We start from the raw sequence: 15,861 nt of genomic DNA on the forward strand, positions 1-15,861 counted from the left end.
CCCATATCCAGCCACACTGCGGGCGCCACAAAATTTAACTGCGGGGCCACCGGCGCAGGCGTTTCTTTTACTGTGTTGATGACAATGACAATAGGACATAAGTTCCACGTCAAATCGACGAATAATCAGGAGGCGCTATACTACGCGACCCTTAAACATAATTGAAATCTATGAATGCCCAGGCAAACTACGACGTTCTCGTAATTGGAAGCGGTGCAGCAGGCCTTACACTGGCCCTGCATCTCGCCTCCCAGTATCGCGTGGCCCTGCTCTCCAAACAGAGATTGCAAGATGGCTCCACCTGGTTCGCCCAGGGAGGCATCGCTGCAGTGCTGGATGAGATGGATTCGGTTGAGTCGCATATTGCAGACACATTAGACGCGGGTGCAGGACTCTGCCACCCCGCTTCAGTGCGCTTTACCGTAGAGGAGAGCACTGCTGCGATCAGCTGGTTAATCGATCAAGGGGTGGACTTCACCCGCGAGGAGCAGGGCTACCACCTCACTAAAGAGGGGGGGCACAGTCACAGGCGCATTATTCATAGCGCTGATGCCACCGGCCAAGCGGTACACAGCACCCTGATCACCAAGGTGCTAAACAGCCCCAATATCGATTGTTTCGAACACCACGTTGCCATCGATCTAATTCGCCAGCCGGATCCAGATAAAGGCCGATTTCGCTGTGCCGGCGCCTACGTACTCAACAAGCGCAACGATGAGGTCGAGCTGATCCAGGCTAAAGCCGTCGTCCTGGCCACCGGGGGGGCCAGCAAGGCCTACCTTTATACCAGCAACCCGGACGGCGCCAGCGGCGATGGAATCGCAATGGCTTGGCGCGCCGGGTGCCGCGTGGCCAATATGGAGTTCAATCAATTTCACCCCACTTGCCTTTACCATCCCAAGGCCAAAGCCCTGCTGGTAACAGAGGCTTTACGCGGTGAAGGCGCTGTACTCAAGCTTCCCGACGGCAGCCGGTTTATGGACCGCTTCGACAAGCGAGGAGAGTTGGCGCCACGGGATATCGTCGCCCGCGCTATCGACCACGAAATGAAGCGGCTGGGGGCAGATTGCCTCTATCTGGACATTTCCCACAAAGATCCTCAGTTTGTACGCGATCACTTCCCAACGGTTTATAACAATTGCCTTCGATATGGCATTGATATCACCCGAGAGCCTATTCCAGTGGTGCCTGCAGCTCACTATACCTGTGGCGGCATTATGGTCGATCGCCATGGGCGTACAGATCTGGACCAGCTCTACGCCATTGGCGAAACGACATTTACCGGCTTACACGGCGCCAACCGCCTTGCCAGTAACTCGCTGTTAGAGTGTCTGGTTTACGCTCGCTCAGCAGCCCTGCATATCGATGAGCACCTGGGTATGGTACAGGCGCCCCGCCCATCTCCTGACTGGGATGCATCGCGAGTCACCGATTCCGATGAAGATGTAGTGATTTCCCATAACTGGGATGAGCTGCGCCGGTTTATGTGGGACTACGTGGGCATTGTGCGCACCCGCAAGCGACTCTTGCGCGCGCAGCACCGAGTAACGTTGCTGCAGAAAGAAATTCGCGAGTTCTACGCCAATTACCGCATCAGCAGCGATCTGGTTGAACTGCGCAATCTCTCCCTGGTATCGGAATTGATTATTCGTTCGGCCCTGGATCGCCGCGAGAGCCGGGGGCTGCACTACTCCCTCGACTACCCCCAACTGCGTGAACTTGCTATGGACACGATTTTGGTGCCAGAGAACTTTGCCGGCCAGCGCCAATTTATTTAACCGACCAGTTTTTAGCCAACTGGGCCCGCCACGGCAACCCAGCTAACTAGCGGGAATAGCGCAGTGCCACTTGTAGCCTGCGCCAATCCTGCGGCGCCAGCATATCCTTGGCCAACACCAAACGGAGCCGGCGCCCAGCCCTGTCCCGACCATTAATCACCACCAACCAAGACCACAACACCAGCTCATTTACAAACTGGAATTCGCGACGATCTGCGCCATCAGGGTGCCAAAACCACCTTCGCTCGCGGGTCGATAAATGGCCTCTCACAGCTTTTACCTTGCGCCACTCTATTCCGGCGTAAACCACAACAAAAAGGCTCGCCAGCCCAGATAATACTGAAGGCAAGTTACACAACCAGACGAGTAAGATCGCCAGAAGGGTGATCAGTAAAAGGAGCAAATGCAAAAGCAAGGAAGGCGCAACGACGCAACTTAGGCGGGCGCTGCGCTCATAAAGCGGGGGTGTCGAGCTATTCCTGGAGTCCGGTGTTGTCACGGATGATCTGCACTATTCGCTTCAAGTCCGGGTCAGCCGGATCTTCTCGACGCAAGAACCAGGCGAACAGATCCTGATCCTGCTCATCGAGCAGGCGGATATAGCGCTGCTGATCCTCTGGCTCCAGGGTCTCGTAAACATTATCCAGAAACGGCAGCAACACCAGATCCAATTCCAACATGCCACGGCGGCTGGCCCAAAACAGGCGGTTGCGATCCATACTTCTTTCCAACCAGATAAAAAGCGCAGTATACCCCCTGCCCCACCAAACTTGAAAAGGGCGCGAAGGACCCCCAAATTATGCCCCGAATACAAATGCAGGTGGCAGGATTATGGATCAGCAACAGTGGCAGGATTTTCTCAGCAACGAGGGCGCCATTTGGGAGGGCAGCAAAGCTCACTTCCCTCTCACCAGTCGCGAAGACCCTCAGAGTTTGCACCTGCTGGACCTGGGCCCAATCGGAGCTATTTCCATTACCGGACCCGACAGCCAGAAGTTCTTACAGGGGCAGCTCACCTGTGACTTGATCAACCTTCCCGATGAACACAGCACCCTGGGAGCTCACTGCAACCCCAAGGGGCGTATGATCAGTGCTTTTAGTGCACTGAAACTTTCGCAAAGTGAATTCATCTTCCGGTTGCCAAAGGATTTGGCCCCCATCGCCCAGCAAGCGCTGGCCAAGTACGCCGTCTTTTTCAAGACAGAGCTGCACGACATCAGTGATGAAACCCACTGGTTAGGCCTGCAGGGGCGCGATGTGGCAGAGCGCACCTCCAAACTGCTGGGCTTCGAGCAACCCTCAGTCGGCGAGGTGAAGCTATTTGACTTCGAAGGAGAGCGCTGCATTGCCCAATGTATTACCGACCTGCAGCTAGCCATCCTGGTACCCACCAGCAAGGTCCAGCAACTGTGGCAAAAGCTATCACCAGAGTGTGAAGCTACCGGCTATGACTGCTGGCAAATGCGCCAAATTGAAGCCGGTATCCCTCAGGTGGACGCCGCCACGACAGAGATGTTTATCCCGCAGATGACCAACCTGCACCTGCTCGGTGGCGTGAGCTTTAAAAAAGGCTGCTATACCGGCCAGGAAGTAATTGCCCGGATGCAATTCCGCGGCGCTGCCAAACGTCGCCTTTACCGGGCCAGCTGCGCTTCGGGGGATCTCCCTGAATCGGGCATGGAGATATTTGGAGATGGAAAGCAAAGTATTGGTAATCTGGTGGAAGCCTGCCATAGCAAAGAAGGCATTCAGCTACTCGCCGTACTCACCATATCCAAAGTGGCCGCAGGTGAAACCTTACACCTGAAAGATGGCCGCACTTTGGATATCGAGGAACTCCCCTACGATGCAGACGCCGATCCGCTAGCCTAAACAGGAAAATTACTTTTAATCAAAAAGGCGACTTTTTAGTCGCCTTTTTTGTTTATGAGTTAACAACCAGAAAGAACCTCTGAAAAGCAAAAAGGTTTGCACCACTCAAAACGCAGCTTACTACCGCTACTATATTTATAGATATTCCCCTAGGCTTCAAAATTCCAGCTTAATAAAGCAGTAGAGGGAGGCAATATTGAAAGAGTTAGACCAACTAATTGTCGTTCTTGAATGCTGCATTATTCTGGCAGGCTTTGCTGCAATAGTTGGCACACTCCAACCCACAAAAGGCAGAAATCTTGGCGAAGGAAGAATTGTATCCCTCGCGATGATTATTTATATCAGTTTGATCAACGCATTACTGGCTGCCTTCACCCTGACTCTATCCAATTTTGATCTCGCTGATCGCACCCTGTGGTCCTTAAGTAGTTTTGCCATGAGTGTGGCTACATCATTCTCTATCGGCTATCTCTGGATAAAGAAACGGCTCAAATCTATCTCTATTGTCGCCAAGATTACCTACTTCCTTCTTTTTGGAATTGCCGGCTCAGTAGTTATTATCAATATCATGAATGCGCTAGGGATTGTCTTCAACAAGGAATATGGGCCGTATTTTTTATCTTTTGTATGCAACCTCTTTGTCGTTGGTTATGCATTTTCAAGACTGCTTATGCGCCCATTGTGGGTAGCTGTTAAAGAAAATGAACTAGGCCGAACCGACAAGGAGAAAACGGTGGCGTCCGGCTGATTTTCAGCTAAAAGTGTGGTGCCAACCATTGGACACCTACACCTAACAATAATTATTAACCATATAGCAAGCGGGCTAAAATAAAGCTAATTGTGAGACGGGAAACAACTTACCAGCTCTCCATTTCACTCATATACTGTTATCAGCTTTCCTATTTAACCTTTCTGCTTAGGGCAATAGCGGAAGATGGAAAAACTGTCGGTACAAATCGATCAATTACTTGTCATTATTGAAATATCCATAGTGTTGGCAGGGTTTGCGGCAATGGTTGCCACATTTCAGTCACGGAAAATAGAGAGTATATCTAGGGGGCATGTGGTGTCCCTGGCCATGATTGTCTATATCAGCCTATTCAGCGCACTGCTCGCCGCCTTTTCTTTGGCACTTTTGAACTTCCGTATCGATGCTGGCTATGTGTGGTCTACAAGCAGCTCCTTGATGGGAATAGCCACCACAGGCTTTATTGTCTATCTGTGGAAAAAAAGACACTTCAAATTTGTGTCTATTGTAATGAAAGTTACCTACTATGGGCTTTTCAGTATCGCTTCATCGGTAGTTATCGTCAGCACCCTCAACGCTACTGGCATATTTTTCGAAAGAGAGTTTGGCCCTTATTTTTTAGCCTATATCTGTAACTTGTTTTTTGTCGGCTTTGCATTTGCCCGGCTATTAATGCGACCTCTTTGGAAGGCCGTTGAAACCAAAAAGAAACACCCTGTGAAGGGCCGCTAATCCAAAACAGAAAAGATTATTGAGCAATTAATATATCACCACTCAACTGGAAATACTTTCTGACTTACTCAAGCCCTATATCCACAGTCAATTCCAACACGATTTTAGCGCCATTTTTTACGCTCAAATGATTTTTACCTATAAATACTAATTTTCTCTATTTACAATCCGGGAGAGCTGAAAACTCTTCTTTTTTTGACTCGTACCACTTCTGCATGGATTCAGGATCCTTCATCAGTTCCTGCATTTTCTTCATAGCCAGTAAGTGTTGGGCATCATTTTTACGATACATCTCGATTCCGTGCATCTTACTGAGTTCCGCCACCTCTTCAAAACTATCCCCGTGAAACTCCAAATCGCAGGCACCCCCCAACTCCTTACAAGTCATCATTTTCATAGCAATATCACCTTAGATTTCATAAGTTATATTTTATCTGACAGATAAATAACTTCAAAAGAGCCAAAAATAGATAATAGCTCTAATTGGCTTTCAAGCCTCGATAGATTTCCATCCCAAAACACTGCCGAAGCAAAGAGTAGACGCATATAGCCACTAAAATTTTTTATCTAAAAGCCAAGAGAAGGATAACAGGAATAGAATTTTTGGCGCTCTGGATAAATACAAACCCAGATAGATAATACCTATCCGGGTTAAGCCACTAAATCTCCACAGCAACCCGCTTCAATTGACTCGCCTCTGGCAAAGTCCATTCAATAGGCTTTTCACCACGTTGCTGCAACCAGTTATTTGCCTGGGAAAAAGGACGGGTTCCAAAGAAACCCCGGTGCGCAGATAGAGGAGAGGGATGTGGAGCACGCAACACTAAATGCTTATTGCGGTCGATAAAGCCTCCCTTCTTTTGGGCATAGCTCCCCCAAAGAACAAAGACTAACCCTTCACGCTGTTCCGCCAGCTTGTGAATCGCCGCATCCGTAAATTGCTCCCAACCCTGCCCTTGGTGGGCGCCGGCCTTGCTGTCCTCAACAGTAAGGGTGGCATTTAGCAAAAGCACGCCCTGCTCTGCCCATGGTTGCAGGCAACCGTGGTGTGCAGGAGGAATACCCATATCGGAGTGCAACTCTTTATAAATATTTTGCAGCGATGGGGGAATGCGTACTCCGGGCATCACAGAAAAGCACAGACCATGGGCTTGGCCAACGCCATGGTATGGGTCCTGACCCAGGATAACAACTTTTACCTGATCAAAAGGTGTGGAGTTAAAGGCATTAAAGATCTGGCCACCAGCTGGGTAGATCTTCTTGCCGGCAGCCTTCTCCCCCTTTAAAAACTGACGCAATTGGGCCATATAGGGTTGGTCAAACTCCCCGCCCAAAACATCGTACCAAGAGGGGTGGATCTTTATTTTGTCCGGAACCGGCATTCTTAAACCTTCAATATCTTTTTAACATAGTGTTGTAACTCGGGCACAACTTCCTCCTCAAACCAGGGCCTGCGACGCAACCACAGGGTGTTGCGCGGGCTTGGATGCGGCAAGGGAAAGTATCCCGCTGGCAGTGCATCGCGGTAATGGCGAACATTCTCGGTAATACTGCCATACCAGTGCGGGAGGTAATGGCGCTGGGCGTATTGTCCCACCAACAGCGACAGTTGCAAGTTGGGTAATTGTGCCATTAGGCGCTGATGCCAGGTGGCGGCACACTCGGGTCGCGGCGGCAGGTCACCGCCCTTGCCGCGCCCAGGGTAACAGAAGCCCATGGGAATAATGGCAATCTGGGACTCGTCGTAAAAGGTGTTCCTATCAATCGCCAGCCAATCTCGCAAGCGATCTCCTGAGGGATCATTCCAGGGAATACTGGTCGCGTGGACCTTGGTGCCCGGGGCCTGGCCGACGATCAGTAAGCGTGCAGACGCTGCAGCCCTCAAGACTGGATTCGGCCCTAGAGGAAGCTGTTCTTCACAGAGGCGACAAGCCCGTATTTCCTCCAGCAGTGCCGGTAACTTCTCAACTACCACCTACTATATGTCCCTATTGTTTACCGTCGGGGAAAGCCAAATGTAACAACCGCGCGCGGCGATCCTGGGGATCACGGGCACGACTGATATTATTGTTATTGAAAACCACAAATATCCCCTGGTTATTTACAGCAACTCCAGACCCCATTCCCCCCAACCGCGACACTTCATAGGCGTGCTCCGGGGATTCTTCAATCTCACGGTAAACCAAGCACCATTCAGCTTGCAAGCTCGGCAGAGCTCTTCTACATACCGCATATGCGTTGCTTTCAAGAGTAAAAAGAGCGCCGTCATGATAATCAAGTCCTCTCAGATTCTCCGGGTGGTCTCCAAAATCCAGCCCCACTACAGAAGGCAAGGAGAAAACTTGAAACTCTCCTTTATTTCCCACCTTTAACAATCCCCTGGGTTCCCGCTCTAAAGCTACCCACAAGTCATCGCCAACCTCAACTATCCCCTCCCCGCCATTATTGTATCTCAGCGAATAACCCAGGTGTTCTATTGCTGATGACCACTTGTTATTAATCCAGCGTGAACTCCCATCTGTGTCCACTTCTGCTATTCGATTGTGGCGTTCACTCAATAAAAATGTACCGTCGTCTCTACAACATATTCCACCAAAACGCATTGCGGATTTAGGCCGCAATAAATCCATAACAAAGTGAGAAACATTATCGGCTACTCCCCTTTTGGGCGGAGGCAGGCCGCTAACTTTCAGGTATTTTTCTAATGTCGCACTCTGACCGTGTAAATTGATTCTATATATTTTTTCCGATTCTTTAGGAGAGATCGTTATTAATTGACCACAAAAACTCAAACCAGATAGACCTACACCCGAGCTATTATCTATCCAGTAATCAGCAATATCTTTAGCCAAAAAAATCTCAGCAGCCATTCCCACGGATGCTAAAAATATGAAATTAATTGCGAGGAAAACTGTCTTGATCATTACATTCCCCATTAAACACAACCCAACTATTCGAACCCCAATAACAGAAAGTCTCTATTGGTATTTAGTCAGATTGATCTGGCAGAGCCAGATGTAATAAGAGTGCTCTGCGATCCTGAGGGTCGTGAATACGGCTGATATTATCATTGTCAAACACAATAAAAACGCCCCGCTCTCCAATAGCCAAACCATCTCCCTTGCCACCGGTCCGCGATACCTCGTAGCCGAGTTCAGAGGAGTTTTCATGTTCCCAGTAATCCAGACACCACTCAGCTTTCAAGCTGGGTAATTCCCTGCGACAAACTGCATAGGCATTAGGTTCCAGGGTCCACAAAGCCCCATCATAGTAATAGAGGCCTGCCATATTTTCCGACTCATCACGAAAATCCAGCCCTTTTACTGGCGGCGGTGTAAAAATCTGTACACTTCCCTTGGGGCCGAGTTTTACCAGGGCACGGGGATCCCGCTCTATAGCCATCCAAAAGTCATCGCCCACCTTCTGCAGCCCTACACCGGAGAGATTGTACCCGTGCATATAGCCTTGGGCTTTAGCCGTGGCCGACCACATATTTTCTAACCAATGCCCCTTTCCCTCCATATTTATTTCGGCTATGCGGTTGTAACGTTCACTCAACAAATAGAATTTATCATCGGCACAGGTGATGGCTTCAAAATCCATCGCTGCAGCTGGGCGAGTAAGTTCCAGTAGAAAATACCATAAATTAGTAGGCCTATCTTTTTTCGGAACCCGGAGCCCAGCCAGCTTGATATAAGGCTCCAAGGTTGCACTCCTATCTCCCAATACTATCTGGTAGATCTCCCTGGATTGCTTATCCGACACCGTAACCATTTTTCCATCGCAAAAACTCAGTCCAGATATGCTTAACCCGGCACTATCATCTACCCAATAATGAGCTATTTTTTTGGCGGGAATAATTTCAGCTGCCAGCCCCAAGGATGACAAGAGCGCACATACGATAGTTAAAAAAATACGCTTAATCACGATCCTTCCAATTTATCGCCAAAGTGATTTAAGAACCGGGAGATTCCCTGCGGCCAACAGACACTACCAAGCTGTAAGATCCCAATAGCTATTGGTACACAGCATAGTTACCCCAATTGCTCTAAACAATTTTAGCGCTAGTGACTAGAAGATATTTTAAAAATGGAGGGACTTGTTGAACGGGAAAGAACTAAAGGGATGGGATTAGCGCCGACTCCCGGAAAGTACGGCGCCAGACAGAGTCAATTATTGCAGCCTACTGACCTCATCTGGCATTGCCAGATGCAACAGCAGCGCGCGCTTGTCGTCAGGCGCCTGGGCACGGCCAACATTATTGTTGTCGAGGATAACGAAAATACCCTGCTCTCCGACTGCCAGCCCCTCGCCCTTTCCATAGCGGGTTTCTTCATAAACCCGCTCGGGAGATTCTTCAAGGGCGCGATAATCCAGGCACCACTCTGCTTCCAGGCTAGGAAGTGCCCTGCGGCACACGGCGTGGGCGTTGCGCTCCAAGGTAAAGAGTGCGCCGTCGTGGTAATCCAATCCCGCCAAGTCCTCTGAACGGCCAGCAAAATCCAGGCCATCTACTTGAGGCAGAGTCAGTGTGCTGGCCTCGCCATCTGCATTAAGCCTCAACAAACCACGGGGTTCGCGCTCCATGGCTATCCAGAAAGTATCGTCGGCTTTCACCAACCCCTCGCTGGAAGCATTGGTCTTCTGTAGAAACCCCTGGGACCTGGCTAATGCCGACCAGCTATGCTCCTGCCAGCGTGCATTTCCCTCGATATCTACGATGGCAATACGGTTGTAATGCTCACTGACCAGATAGACCTGGCCATCGCTACAGGTAACACCTTCAAAGTCCAGATCTCCTGCCGGGCGGAACAACTCCTTGAAGCCTTCCCAAGCACTGACAGGCTCATCCTGCTCCGGTATCCCAAGGCCGCTTAAGCGAAGATGCGATACCAGGTCGGCACTGCCATCGCGAAGTTCAAGCGTGTAGATCTCTTCAGAATTCTTATCGGAGACTGCCAGCAGATCTCCAGAACAGAAACTTAAGCCGGAAATATCCAGGCCTGCACTACTATCAACCCAATAGCTGGCCAGCAACCTAGCCGGGGTAATTTCTGCGGCTATCGCCAGTGGCGACAACAGCACGGATAGAACACTGAAGAGAGTACGCTTGATCACTGCAAAACCAACTAATCGCGGAAGTTATTAAACTGCAATGGCTGTTCCAGCTCTTTACCGCGTAACAAGGCGATCACCTGCTGCAAGTCATCGCGCTTCTTGCCAGTAACACGCACCTGCTCACCCTGAATGGCAGCCTGCACCTTGAGCTTTTCATCTTTGATCAGCTTAACAATCTTTTTTGACAGTTCTTTGTCAAGGCCATTTTTCAGGGTCACGTCCAATTTGACCTGCTTGCCGGATTGCTCTTTATCACCTACATCCATCGCCAGTGGATCGATATCGCATTTGATCAGTGCGCCGCGCAGCATATCCACCATCTGGTCTACCTGCATGTCCACTTCAGCGCGAACTACCAGGGAGAACTCACTCATCTCCACTTCCGCATCCACACCTTTAAAGTCGAAGCGGTTGGTAATAGTGCGATTCACCTGATCCACAGCGTTGGTGAGTTGGTGCTTATCCACTTCAGATACAATGTCAAAAGAAGGCATTAAGTTGTCTGCTCCTATTTCCAGGTTTCCGGAGTAATCTCCGCGTTGTTGTCACTATCAGCGAGCCAGATATGACCATCCTGAATGGTTGCACTCAGGTCCATATTACGCTCAGCCATAGCCGCCAATTGCTCAGTGGCATCAGCGGCTAAATGGTAGACGGTAAGGTTATCAAAGCGCTCCAATTGGCTGGCCTGTTTCTGCCACCAGATTGGTGCTGCACGGCGCCCGTAACTGTATACGATAACGCGCTTCGAGCGGTTGCAGGCTTTGCGAATTCGCTCCTCAGTGGGAAGCCCCACCTCGATCCAGAGATCGATTTCCCCGCTCAGGTTCTTTTGCCAGAGATCCGCTTCCTCATCGGAGGACAATCCCCGGGTAAACTCCAGCGTTTCCGCCGCATTGTGTGCAAAAGCCAGTAGGCGCACCATCATACGCTCATCTGTTTCCGAGGGATGTCGCGCCAAAGTGAGCGGGTGCTCGGCGTAATAATCCCTGTCCATATCGGATATCTGGACTTTGGCCTTAAATATTGTTGCTTTTAGCGCCATTTTGGCTCCATGGTGATGCCTTCTCCAGCGCCGGGAGTCAGGCGGACTATTCTTGATGGGTTCACGTGAGAATAAGGATATTCCGCATGACCTCTGCGCTCCCCAGCGGCTGGCCCTTTTGGCAGAGCTCACTGCTACTGCTGCTGGCAACCACCCTCAGCGGCTGTGGTGTCAACAATATCCCAACCTATGACGAGCAGGTTAAAGCCACCTGGGCCCAGGTTCAAAACCAATACCAGCGCCGTGCCGATCTGGTTCCCAATCTGGTGCAAACCGTAAAAGCTTACGCATCCCACGAACGGGAAACCCTACAAGCCGTCACTGAGGCCAGGGCCAAAGTCAGCTCTCTCCAGGTTGACGGCAACCTTCTCAATGACCCAGCCAAGCTGCAACAGTTCGAAGCAGCACAAGGCCAGCTAACCAGCGCGCTATCCCGCCTTATGTTGGTGGTAGAGCGATACCCCGACCTCAAAGCCAACCAGAACTTCCTCACACTGCAATCTCAGTTAGAGGGCACCGAAAACCGCATCAGTGTCGCGCGCCGGGATTATATCCAGGCTGTAGAGCGCTACAACCGCGAGATTCGCACTTTTCCAGGAAGAATCTGGCATGCCGTGCTCTACAGGGATATGCCGCTTCGAGAAACTTTCGAAGCCACCAGTGAAGATGCCAATAACGCACCTGAGGTCAACTTCCAATAGACAGGCGCCATCGACCCCAAAATGAACCGCCCCAGTCTTGCCATAACCACCCTGATCGCTCTGGTCTGTGCCATAGCAGCCTGGGCCGATGTACAGTTTCCAGCGCTGTCCGGCCGGGTAGTAGATCAGGGAGAGTTGTTAAAGGCCGATGAGAGATACCAACTTACTGAGTTGATACAGCAGTATGAGCGCGACAGCGACAATCAGCTGGTTGTCGCCACCATCCCCGAGCTTCAGGGCATCACTATAGAGGAGTATGCCAACCAACTGGCACGCAAGTGGAAGCTAGGAAAAAAAGACAAAGACAATGGAGTGCTTTTCCTGATTGCGCCCAATGATAGAAAGGTCCGTATCGAAGTCGGCTACGGCCTGGAAGGAGCCCTAACCGATGCATTGGCGGCAAATATTATCCAAACCAAAGTACTGCCAGAGTTTCGCAATGGCGATTTTAGCGGCGGAATCAATGCAGGGGTTCGATCAATTATCGCCGCGACGAAAAATGAATATGTCGCTGAACCCGTAGAAACCAAAGAGGGGCGTCGAATTGCTGTACTGGTAGGCCTGTTCCTTCTGCTGGTCATGCTACACCTCTTCGGCAGTGCCGTACTGGGTTCACCTGCACAGAGCCGCGTTTTTAAGCGGGGGCGCTACGGCGGCTACTATGGTGGAGGTGGATTTGGCGGAGGTCTATCCGGCGGCAGCTCTGGGGGCGGGTTTAGCGGGGGCGGCGGAGGTTTTGGCGGAGGGGGCGCATCGGGAGGATGGTAATGCTCACCAATACTTATCAACGCCAGGTAGCAGAGGCAATCAAGGAAGTAGAGTCCCGCACCGACGCTGAAGTCATGGCTGTGGTCGCCAAGGAAGCCGACAGCTACCTTTATATCTCTACCCTATGGGCCGCATTCCTAACACTGTTAGTCTCCCCCCTGATCGAATTCCTGCCGTTCTGGATCAACCTCCAACAGGCGGTGACGCTTCAGTGGATTTTATTTATTGTCCTGGCAGTAATATTCCGCTGGCGCCCCATCACCATGCGCCTGGTACCAAAGAAAATAAAATTCTGGCGAGCTTCAAATTTAGCCCGCAGGCAATTTCTGGAGCAGGATTTACACGCAACCAAGGACCGACTCGGGCTACTGATATTTGTTTCAGAAGCCGAACACTATGTAGAAATACTGGCCGACAAAGGCATTGCCCAACACATCACCAATGACAACTGGCAGAGAGTAGTGGAAAATTTTGTGCAACAAATCAAGCGGGGAAAAGCTGGAGAGGCATTACTGGCATGTATTGAGCAATGCGGAGATCTACTTCACGAAGCGATACCCACCAGCACCATTAAAGATGAACTGCCGAATCATCTAGTCGTCATCAATTAAATCCCCGTATCCCCCAAAACTGGCAACACCAACTTATTCAAGTTTCAAAACGAAACTCCACGCCATACCAACCTACCCTCATATTGTGACTTGAATCATCAACTAAGCTGCCTAAAGGCATAAAACCCATAAGTAAACTCTGTACAAGAAGATGATTCCGACTAAAACCCTATTGCAGCTTTTCAGTATTACTCTTCTGTTACTGGTATCTGGATTCAGTGCCGCTCTCTGGTCTCAAGAACTACAAAAGAAAAATACGACTTCGACAATCGGGGACGGTAACTTCCCGGGCACTCGTATAGCCTCCCCTCGCCCAAAGCAAGCCACGACCCGCTTCCTGCCAGCATTGGGTAACAGTGATAAATTAACATTTCATGTCGAGCATCAGTGTAGCAACCACATTAGCGATCTCGACGCTCTCAGGGTGGAATGGGCCATCAGTAACCGGCAAGTGAATTTTCCGACTTGGGACCCCAGCAGTACCAAGCCGGAGTCCGAAAAGTTACCAGCTGCCCCCACTGAGGTTGTATTCGTACCTACTATTTATGGCGGAAAAGTAATTTATACAAAGCTGATTGGGAAAATCTATATGGAAGTCAATATAGCCTTCGGTATTGATCTTGAAGTACCAGACTAAATTAACCCCCCTTCAAAAACGAATAAAGTGCAACTGATCAACTCTGCTCAAGCAACACATGACTCCCAAAGCGAAATTTTATTTATCATTCAACAAAATACTTATCAGCCTGGCCCTGATATTATTCAACAGTACATTATCAACAACCAGCAAGGCTGATTTTATCAGTTTAAGTGGCGCTGAGACCGCCAACAATATTGCGGAGATCGATATACAAAAAAATATCCTAAACATTAGATTCGAGATATCAGCAAGCGATGCCAAACTATTTTGGCCAGGAATTGGTGATACACCAGACATTTATCGACTGGCACAATCGGCAAAAACCCAACAATCTTTCGACTTTCAAGTACTCTCTGGAAATAAGAGCATTAAGCCCAAACTCATCTCAATTCGAGTAGCCCAGAGAAAACCTAGAATTTCCCCTTTTGCTGGGAAAACCGATCCCCGCACCGGCATAAAAATGCCGGATTTCCCGGCAGATAAAAAGATTCTTTTAACTCAGCTGAAATATCCAATCGGTGGACTTTCAGTCCTGCAACTAAAACCACCCATCGGTAGTGATAAGCAGGCATCCGTGACAATTGGCTTTACCAGTCGCCACGGGCAAACACCTATCAGCGGCTTTCACTACCTATCCCAACCTGAACCACTCATTATCGACTGGAAAGACCCATGGAATACACATTTTAAGAACACCAATATTAGTCGGCGTAATCGCTACCCTCTAATGTCTTTCCTCTACGTAGAGCCCCGCCAGATACGCCATGAGATACTCGTGCGCACCAAGGACTTACTGGAGTGGACTAATCACCCTTTCGATGCCTGGCAACTATTAACACCAGAAAGTAAGGCCTTCCTGCACCACACAGTACGCAGCTATCTAAATAATAAAAATCCAACTTCTATTGATCAGTCGCCCTCACAGCCGAATAGCATTGAGACTGTTTTTCTTCGCGCAAATAATAGCGGGTACTCACAGATTTCAGAGAATGACACTATTGAAATGGGCTCAGTGATGATTGGCTACCGGGAAAAATTTTCCATCGATGCACTGCCCCGGAGTGTTACCGTAGACTGGAATCTATTCACCGATACGATCAACTCCGTTCCCACCCTAATTCAGGACCCCGCAGGCCCATTTCCCACCCATGTAATTCCCTCATTTCCTGATATTCAGTGGCACAACTACCTATACGATTACCGACCTCCAAATAGCGATCCACTTGTAATAGAAACCCCTAGCCTGGCGGTCCCTATGGCTATCCTATTTTCATTTCTTATTATTACGATAATTGTATTGACGCTATCCACAAAACACTCACTTATAGGCCGCAAGGGTTCAACTATTCTCTATACCGCCATAATAATCTCAGCTGTCGCTTTGTACCTCAATCTTCCAGAAGAATACCGGGTAAACCTCCCAGGAACCGCTAAAAAACGGGACTTGGGCCAAGTAACAGAACAGCTACTGTTAAAAGTTGCAGCCGCATTTAAAGAGCCTCTACCGATCAATCTGGAATTAAAGCTAAAAAACCTGATTACCAAGGAAGGATTCGAAAGTACCTATTCAAATCTGGCACAAATTTATCGCCCCCAAACAACGAGTGGTGGCTTGGGATCAATCAGTGCTATTACAAATCTTAAAGTCGAGTACTCCAGCCAAATTAACCTGAATGGCAACAAAGGATTCCGGTTGATTACAAGTTGGCAGGCGGTAGTAGAGGACCGAAGCTGGGGACAGTTTGAACAAAGACCGCAAGAGACCCGGGCCAATATCGCAATTATCCAGTCTGATAACCACTGGAAAATCGCTGGATTTACGCCCCTATCCGTACGGTAAGAATAAAA

19 protein-coding genes are annotated in these 15,861 nt (G+C 49.6%); 9 read left to right on the forward strand and 10 right to left on the reverse strand.

Annotated features, from left to right (window positions below):
• Positions 1–170 precede the first annotated feature (170 nt).
• Complete coding sequence (gene nadB / locus ACJJI1_RS01060) at positions 171–1,778, forward strand: L-aspartate oxidase (RefSeq protein WP_444958309.1); 1,608 nt, start codon at positions 171–173, stop codon at positions 1,776–1,778.
• Positions 1,779–1,824: 46 nt separating this feature from the next.
• On the opposite strand, the gene ACJJI1_RS01065 is transcribed toward nadB, so the two are convergent.
• Positions 1,825–2,277 (reverse strand): protein YgfX, encoded by a 453-nt coding sequence (locus ACJJI1_RS01065; RefSeq protein ID WP_444958310.1) that lies wholly within the window; start codon positions 2,275–2,277, stop codon positions 1,825–1,827.
• Positions 2,252–2,497 carry an FAD assembly factor SdhE gene (locus ACJJI1_RS01070; protein WP_282931952.1) on the reverse strand — a complete coding sequence of 82 codons (246 nt, stop codon included), beginning with the start codon at positions 2,495–2,497 and terminating at the stop codon, positions 2,252–2,254. The genes ACJJI1_RS01065 and ACJJI1_RS01070 overlap by 26 nt, the downstream gene beginning before the upstream one ends.
• A 112-nt stretch (positions 2,498–2,609) precedes the next feature.
• On the opposite strand from ACJJI1_RS01070, the gene ygfZ reads away from it, so the two are divergent.
• From ygfZ to ACJJI1_RS01085, 3 genes are all read left to right on the forward strand, one after another.
• Positions 2,610–3,650, forward strand: a complete 1,041-nt coding sequence (ygfZ, locus tag ACJJI1_RS01075; protein ID WP_444958311.1) for a CAF17-like 4Fe-4S cluster assembly/insertion protein YgfZ — start codon at positions 2,610–2,612, stop codon at positions 3,648–3,650.
• A gap of 196 nt (positions 3,651–3,846) precedes the next feature.
• A complete protein-coding gene (locus ACJJI1_RS01080; RefSeq protein ID WP_444958312.1) occupies positions 3,847–4,398 on the forward strand; it encodes a hypothetical protein in 552 nt (183 codons plus the stop codon).
• Between the two features lie 186 nt (positions 4,399–4,584).
• Complete coding sequence (locus ACJJI1_RS01085; RefSeq protein WP_444958313.1) at positions 4,585–5,130, forward strand: hypothetical protein; 546 nt, start codon at positions 4,585–4,587, stop codon at positions 5,128–5,130.
• Between the two features lie 157 nt (positions 5,131–5,287).
• On the opposite strand, the gene ACJJI1_RS01090 is transcribed toward ACJJI1_RS01085, so the two are convergent.
• The 8 genes from ACJJI1_RS01090 to ACJJI1_RS01125 form a co-directional block, all read right to left on the reverse strand.
• A complete protein-coding gene (locus tag ACJJI1_RS01090) occupies positions 5,288–5,527 on the reverse strand; it encodes a DUF1059 domain-containing protein (RefSeq protein ID WP_444958314.1) in 240 nt (79 codons plus the stop codon).
• A gap of 262 nt (positions 5,528–5,789) precedes the next feature.
• Positions 5,790–6,512, reverse strand: coding sequence for a uracil-DNA glycosylase (ung, locus tag ACJJI1_RS01095; RefSeq protein ID WP_444958315.1), 723 nt, complete (start codon positions 6,510–6,512; stop codon positions 5,790–5,792).
• A gap of 2 nt (positions 6,513–6,514) precedes the next feature.
• Positions 6,515–7,105 (reverse strand): uracil-DNA glycosylase family protein, encoded by a 591-nt coding sequence (locus ACJJI1_RS01100; protein WP_444911219.1) that lies wholly within the window; start codon positions 7,103–7,105, stop codon positions 6,515–6,517.
• A gap of 13 nt (positions 7,106–7,118) precedes the next feature.
• Positions 7,119–8,054 carry an SdiA-regulated/phytase-like domain-containing protein gene (locus tag ACJJI1_RS01105; RefSeq protein WP_444958316.1) on the reverse strand — a complete coding sequence of 312 codons (936 nt, stop codon included), beginning with the start codon at positions 8,052–8,054 and terminating at the stop codon, positions 7,119–7,121.
• A 64-nt stretch (positions 8,055–8,118) separates the two neighbouring features.
• A complete protein-coding gene (locus ACJJI1_RS01110; protein ID WP_444898016.1) occupies positions 8,119–9,057 on the reverse strand; it encodes a hypothetical protein in 939 nt (312 codons plus the stop codon).
• A 246-nt stretch (positions 9,058–9,303) separates the two neighbouring features.
• On the reverse strand, positions 9,304–10,248 hold the full coding sequence (locus tag ACJJI1_RS01115; protein WP_444958317.1) for an esterase-like activity of phytase family protein: 945 nt from the start codon (positions 10,246–10,248) through the stop codon (positions 9,304–9,306).
• A gap of 11 nt (positions 10,249–10,259) precedes the next feature.
• Positions 10,260–10,742 (reverse strand): YajQ family cyclic di-GMP-binding protein, encoded by a 483-nt coding sequence (locus ACJJI1_RS01120; protein WP_108733959.1) that lies wholly within the window; start codon positions 10,740–10,742, stop codon positions 10,260–10,262.
• Positions 10,743–10,756: 14 nt separating this feature from the next.
• On the reverse strand, positions 10,757–11,293 hold the full coding sequence (locus tag ACJJI1_RS01125; RefSeq protein WP_282931942.1) for a YaeQ family protein: 537 nt from the start codon (positions 11,291–11,293) through the stop codon (positions 10,757–10,759).
• 86 nt (positions 11,294–11,379) lie between these two features.
• On the opposite strand from ACJJI1_RS01125, the gene ACJJI1_RS01130 reads away from it, so the two are divergent.
• The 5 genes from ACJJI1_RS01130 (at position 11,380) to ACJJI1_RS01150 (ending at position 15,853) form a co-directional block, all read left to right on the forward strand.
• Complete coding sequence (locus ACJJI1_RS01130; RefSeq protein WP_444958318.1) at positions 11,380–11,994, forward strand: LemA family protein; 615 nt, start codon at positions 11,380–11,382, stop codon at positions 11,992–11,994.
• A 21-nt stretch (positions 11,995–12,015) separates the two neighbouring features.
• Entirely contained in the window at positions 12,016–12,762 is a 747-nt protein-coding gene (locus ACJJI1_RS01135) for a TPM domain-containing protein (RefSeq protein WP_444958319.1), read from the forward strand.
• Entirely contained in the window at positions 12,762–13,373 is a 612-nt protein-coding gene (locus tag ACJJI1_RS01140) for a TPM domain-containing protein (RefSeq protein ID WP_413662770.1), read from the forward strand. The genes ACJJI1_RS01135 and ACJJI1_RS01140 overlap by 1 nt, the downstream gene beginning before the upstream one ends.
• A 151-nt stretch (positions 13,374–13,524) precedes the next feature.
• Positions 13,525–14,010, forward strand: a complete 486-nt coding sequence (locus ACJJI1_RS01145) for a hypothetical protein (RefSeq protein ID WP_413662771.1) — start codon at positions 13,525–13,527, stop codon at positions 14,008–14,010.
• Positions 14,011–14,068: 58 nt separating this feature from the next.
• Positions 14,069–15,853 (forward strand): hypothetical protein, encoded by a 1,785-nt coding sequence (locus ACJJI1_RS01150; RefSeq protein ID WP_413662772.1) that lies wholly within the window; start codon positions 14,069–14,071, stop codon positions 15,851–15,853.
• Positions 15,854–15,861 lie beyond the last annotated feature (8 nt).

This window comes from Microbulbifer maximicatervae (SeqCode) (assembly GCF_052467065.1).

Bases quoted from the DNA above. Each gene is read 5' to 3' on its own strand.
- nadB (WP_444958309.1), top strand. From the start codon at position 171: ATGAATGCCCAGGCAAACTACGACGTTCTCGTAATTGGAAGCGGTGCA.
- ACJJI1_RS01070 (WP_282931952.1), bottom strand. From the start codon at position 2,497: ATGGATCGCAACCGCCTGTTTTGGGCCAGCCGCCGTGGCATGTTGGAA.
- ygfZ (WP_444958311.1), top strand. From the start codon at position 2,610: ATGGATCAGCAACAGTGGCAGGATTTTCTCAGCAACGAGGGCGCCATT.
- ACJJI1_RS01085 (WP_444958313.1), top strand. From the start codon at position 4,585: ATGGAAAAACTGTCGGTACAAATCGATCAATTACTTGTCATTATTGAA.
- ACJJI1_RS01090 (WP_444958314.1), bottom strand. From the start codon at position 5,527: ATGAAAATGATGACTTGTAAGGAGTTGGGGGGTGCCTGCGATTTGGAG.
- ung (WP_444958315.1), bottom strand. From the start codon at position 6,512: ATGCCGGTTCCGGACAAAATAAAGATCCACCCCTCTTGGTACGATGTT.
- ACJJI1_RS01105 (WP_444958316.1), bottom strand. From the start codon at position 8,054: ATGATCAAGACAGTTTTCCTCGCAATTAATTTCATATTTTTAGCATCC.
- ACJJI1_RS01120 (WP_108733959.1), bottom strand. From the start codon at position 10,742: ATGCCTTCTTTTGACATTGTATCTGAAGTGGATAAGCACCAACTCACC.
- ACJJI1_RS01125 (WP_282931942.1), bottom strand. From the start codon at position 11,293: ATGGCGCTAAAAGCAACAATATTTAAGGCCAAAGTCCAGATATCCGAT.
- ACJJI1_RS01130 (WP_444958318.1), top strand. From the start codon at position 11,380: ATGACCTCTGCGCTCCCCAGCGGCTGGCCCTTTTGGCAGAGCTCACTG.
- ACJJI1_RS01135 (WP_444958319.1), top strand. From the start codon at position 12,016: ATGAACCGCCCCAGTCTTGCCATAACCACCCTGATCGCTCTGGTCTGT.
- ACJJI1_RS01140 (WP_413662770.1), top strand. From the start codon at position 12,762: ATGCTCACCAATACTTATCAACGCCAGGTAGCAGAGGCAATCAAGGAA.
- ACJJI1_RS01145 (WP_413662771.1), top strand. From the start codon at position 13,525: ATGATTCCGACTAAAACCCTATTGCAGCTTTTCAGTATTACTCTTCTG.
- ACJJI1_RS01150 (WP_413662772.1), top strand. From the start codon at position 14,069: ATGACTCCCAAAGCGAAATTTTATTTATCATTCAACAAAATACTTATC.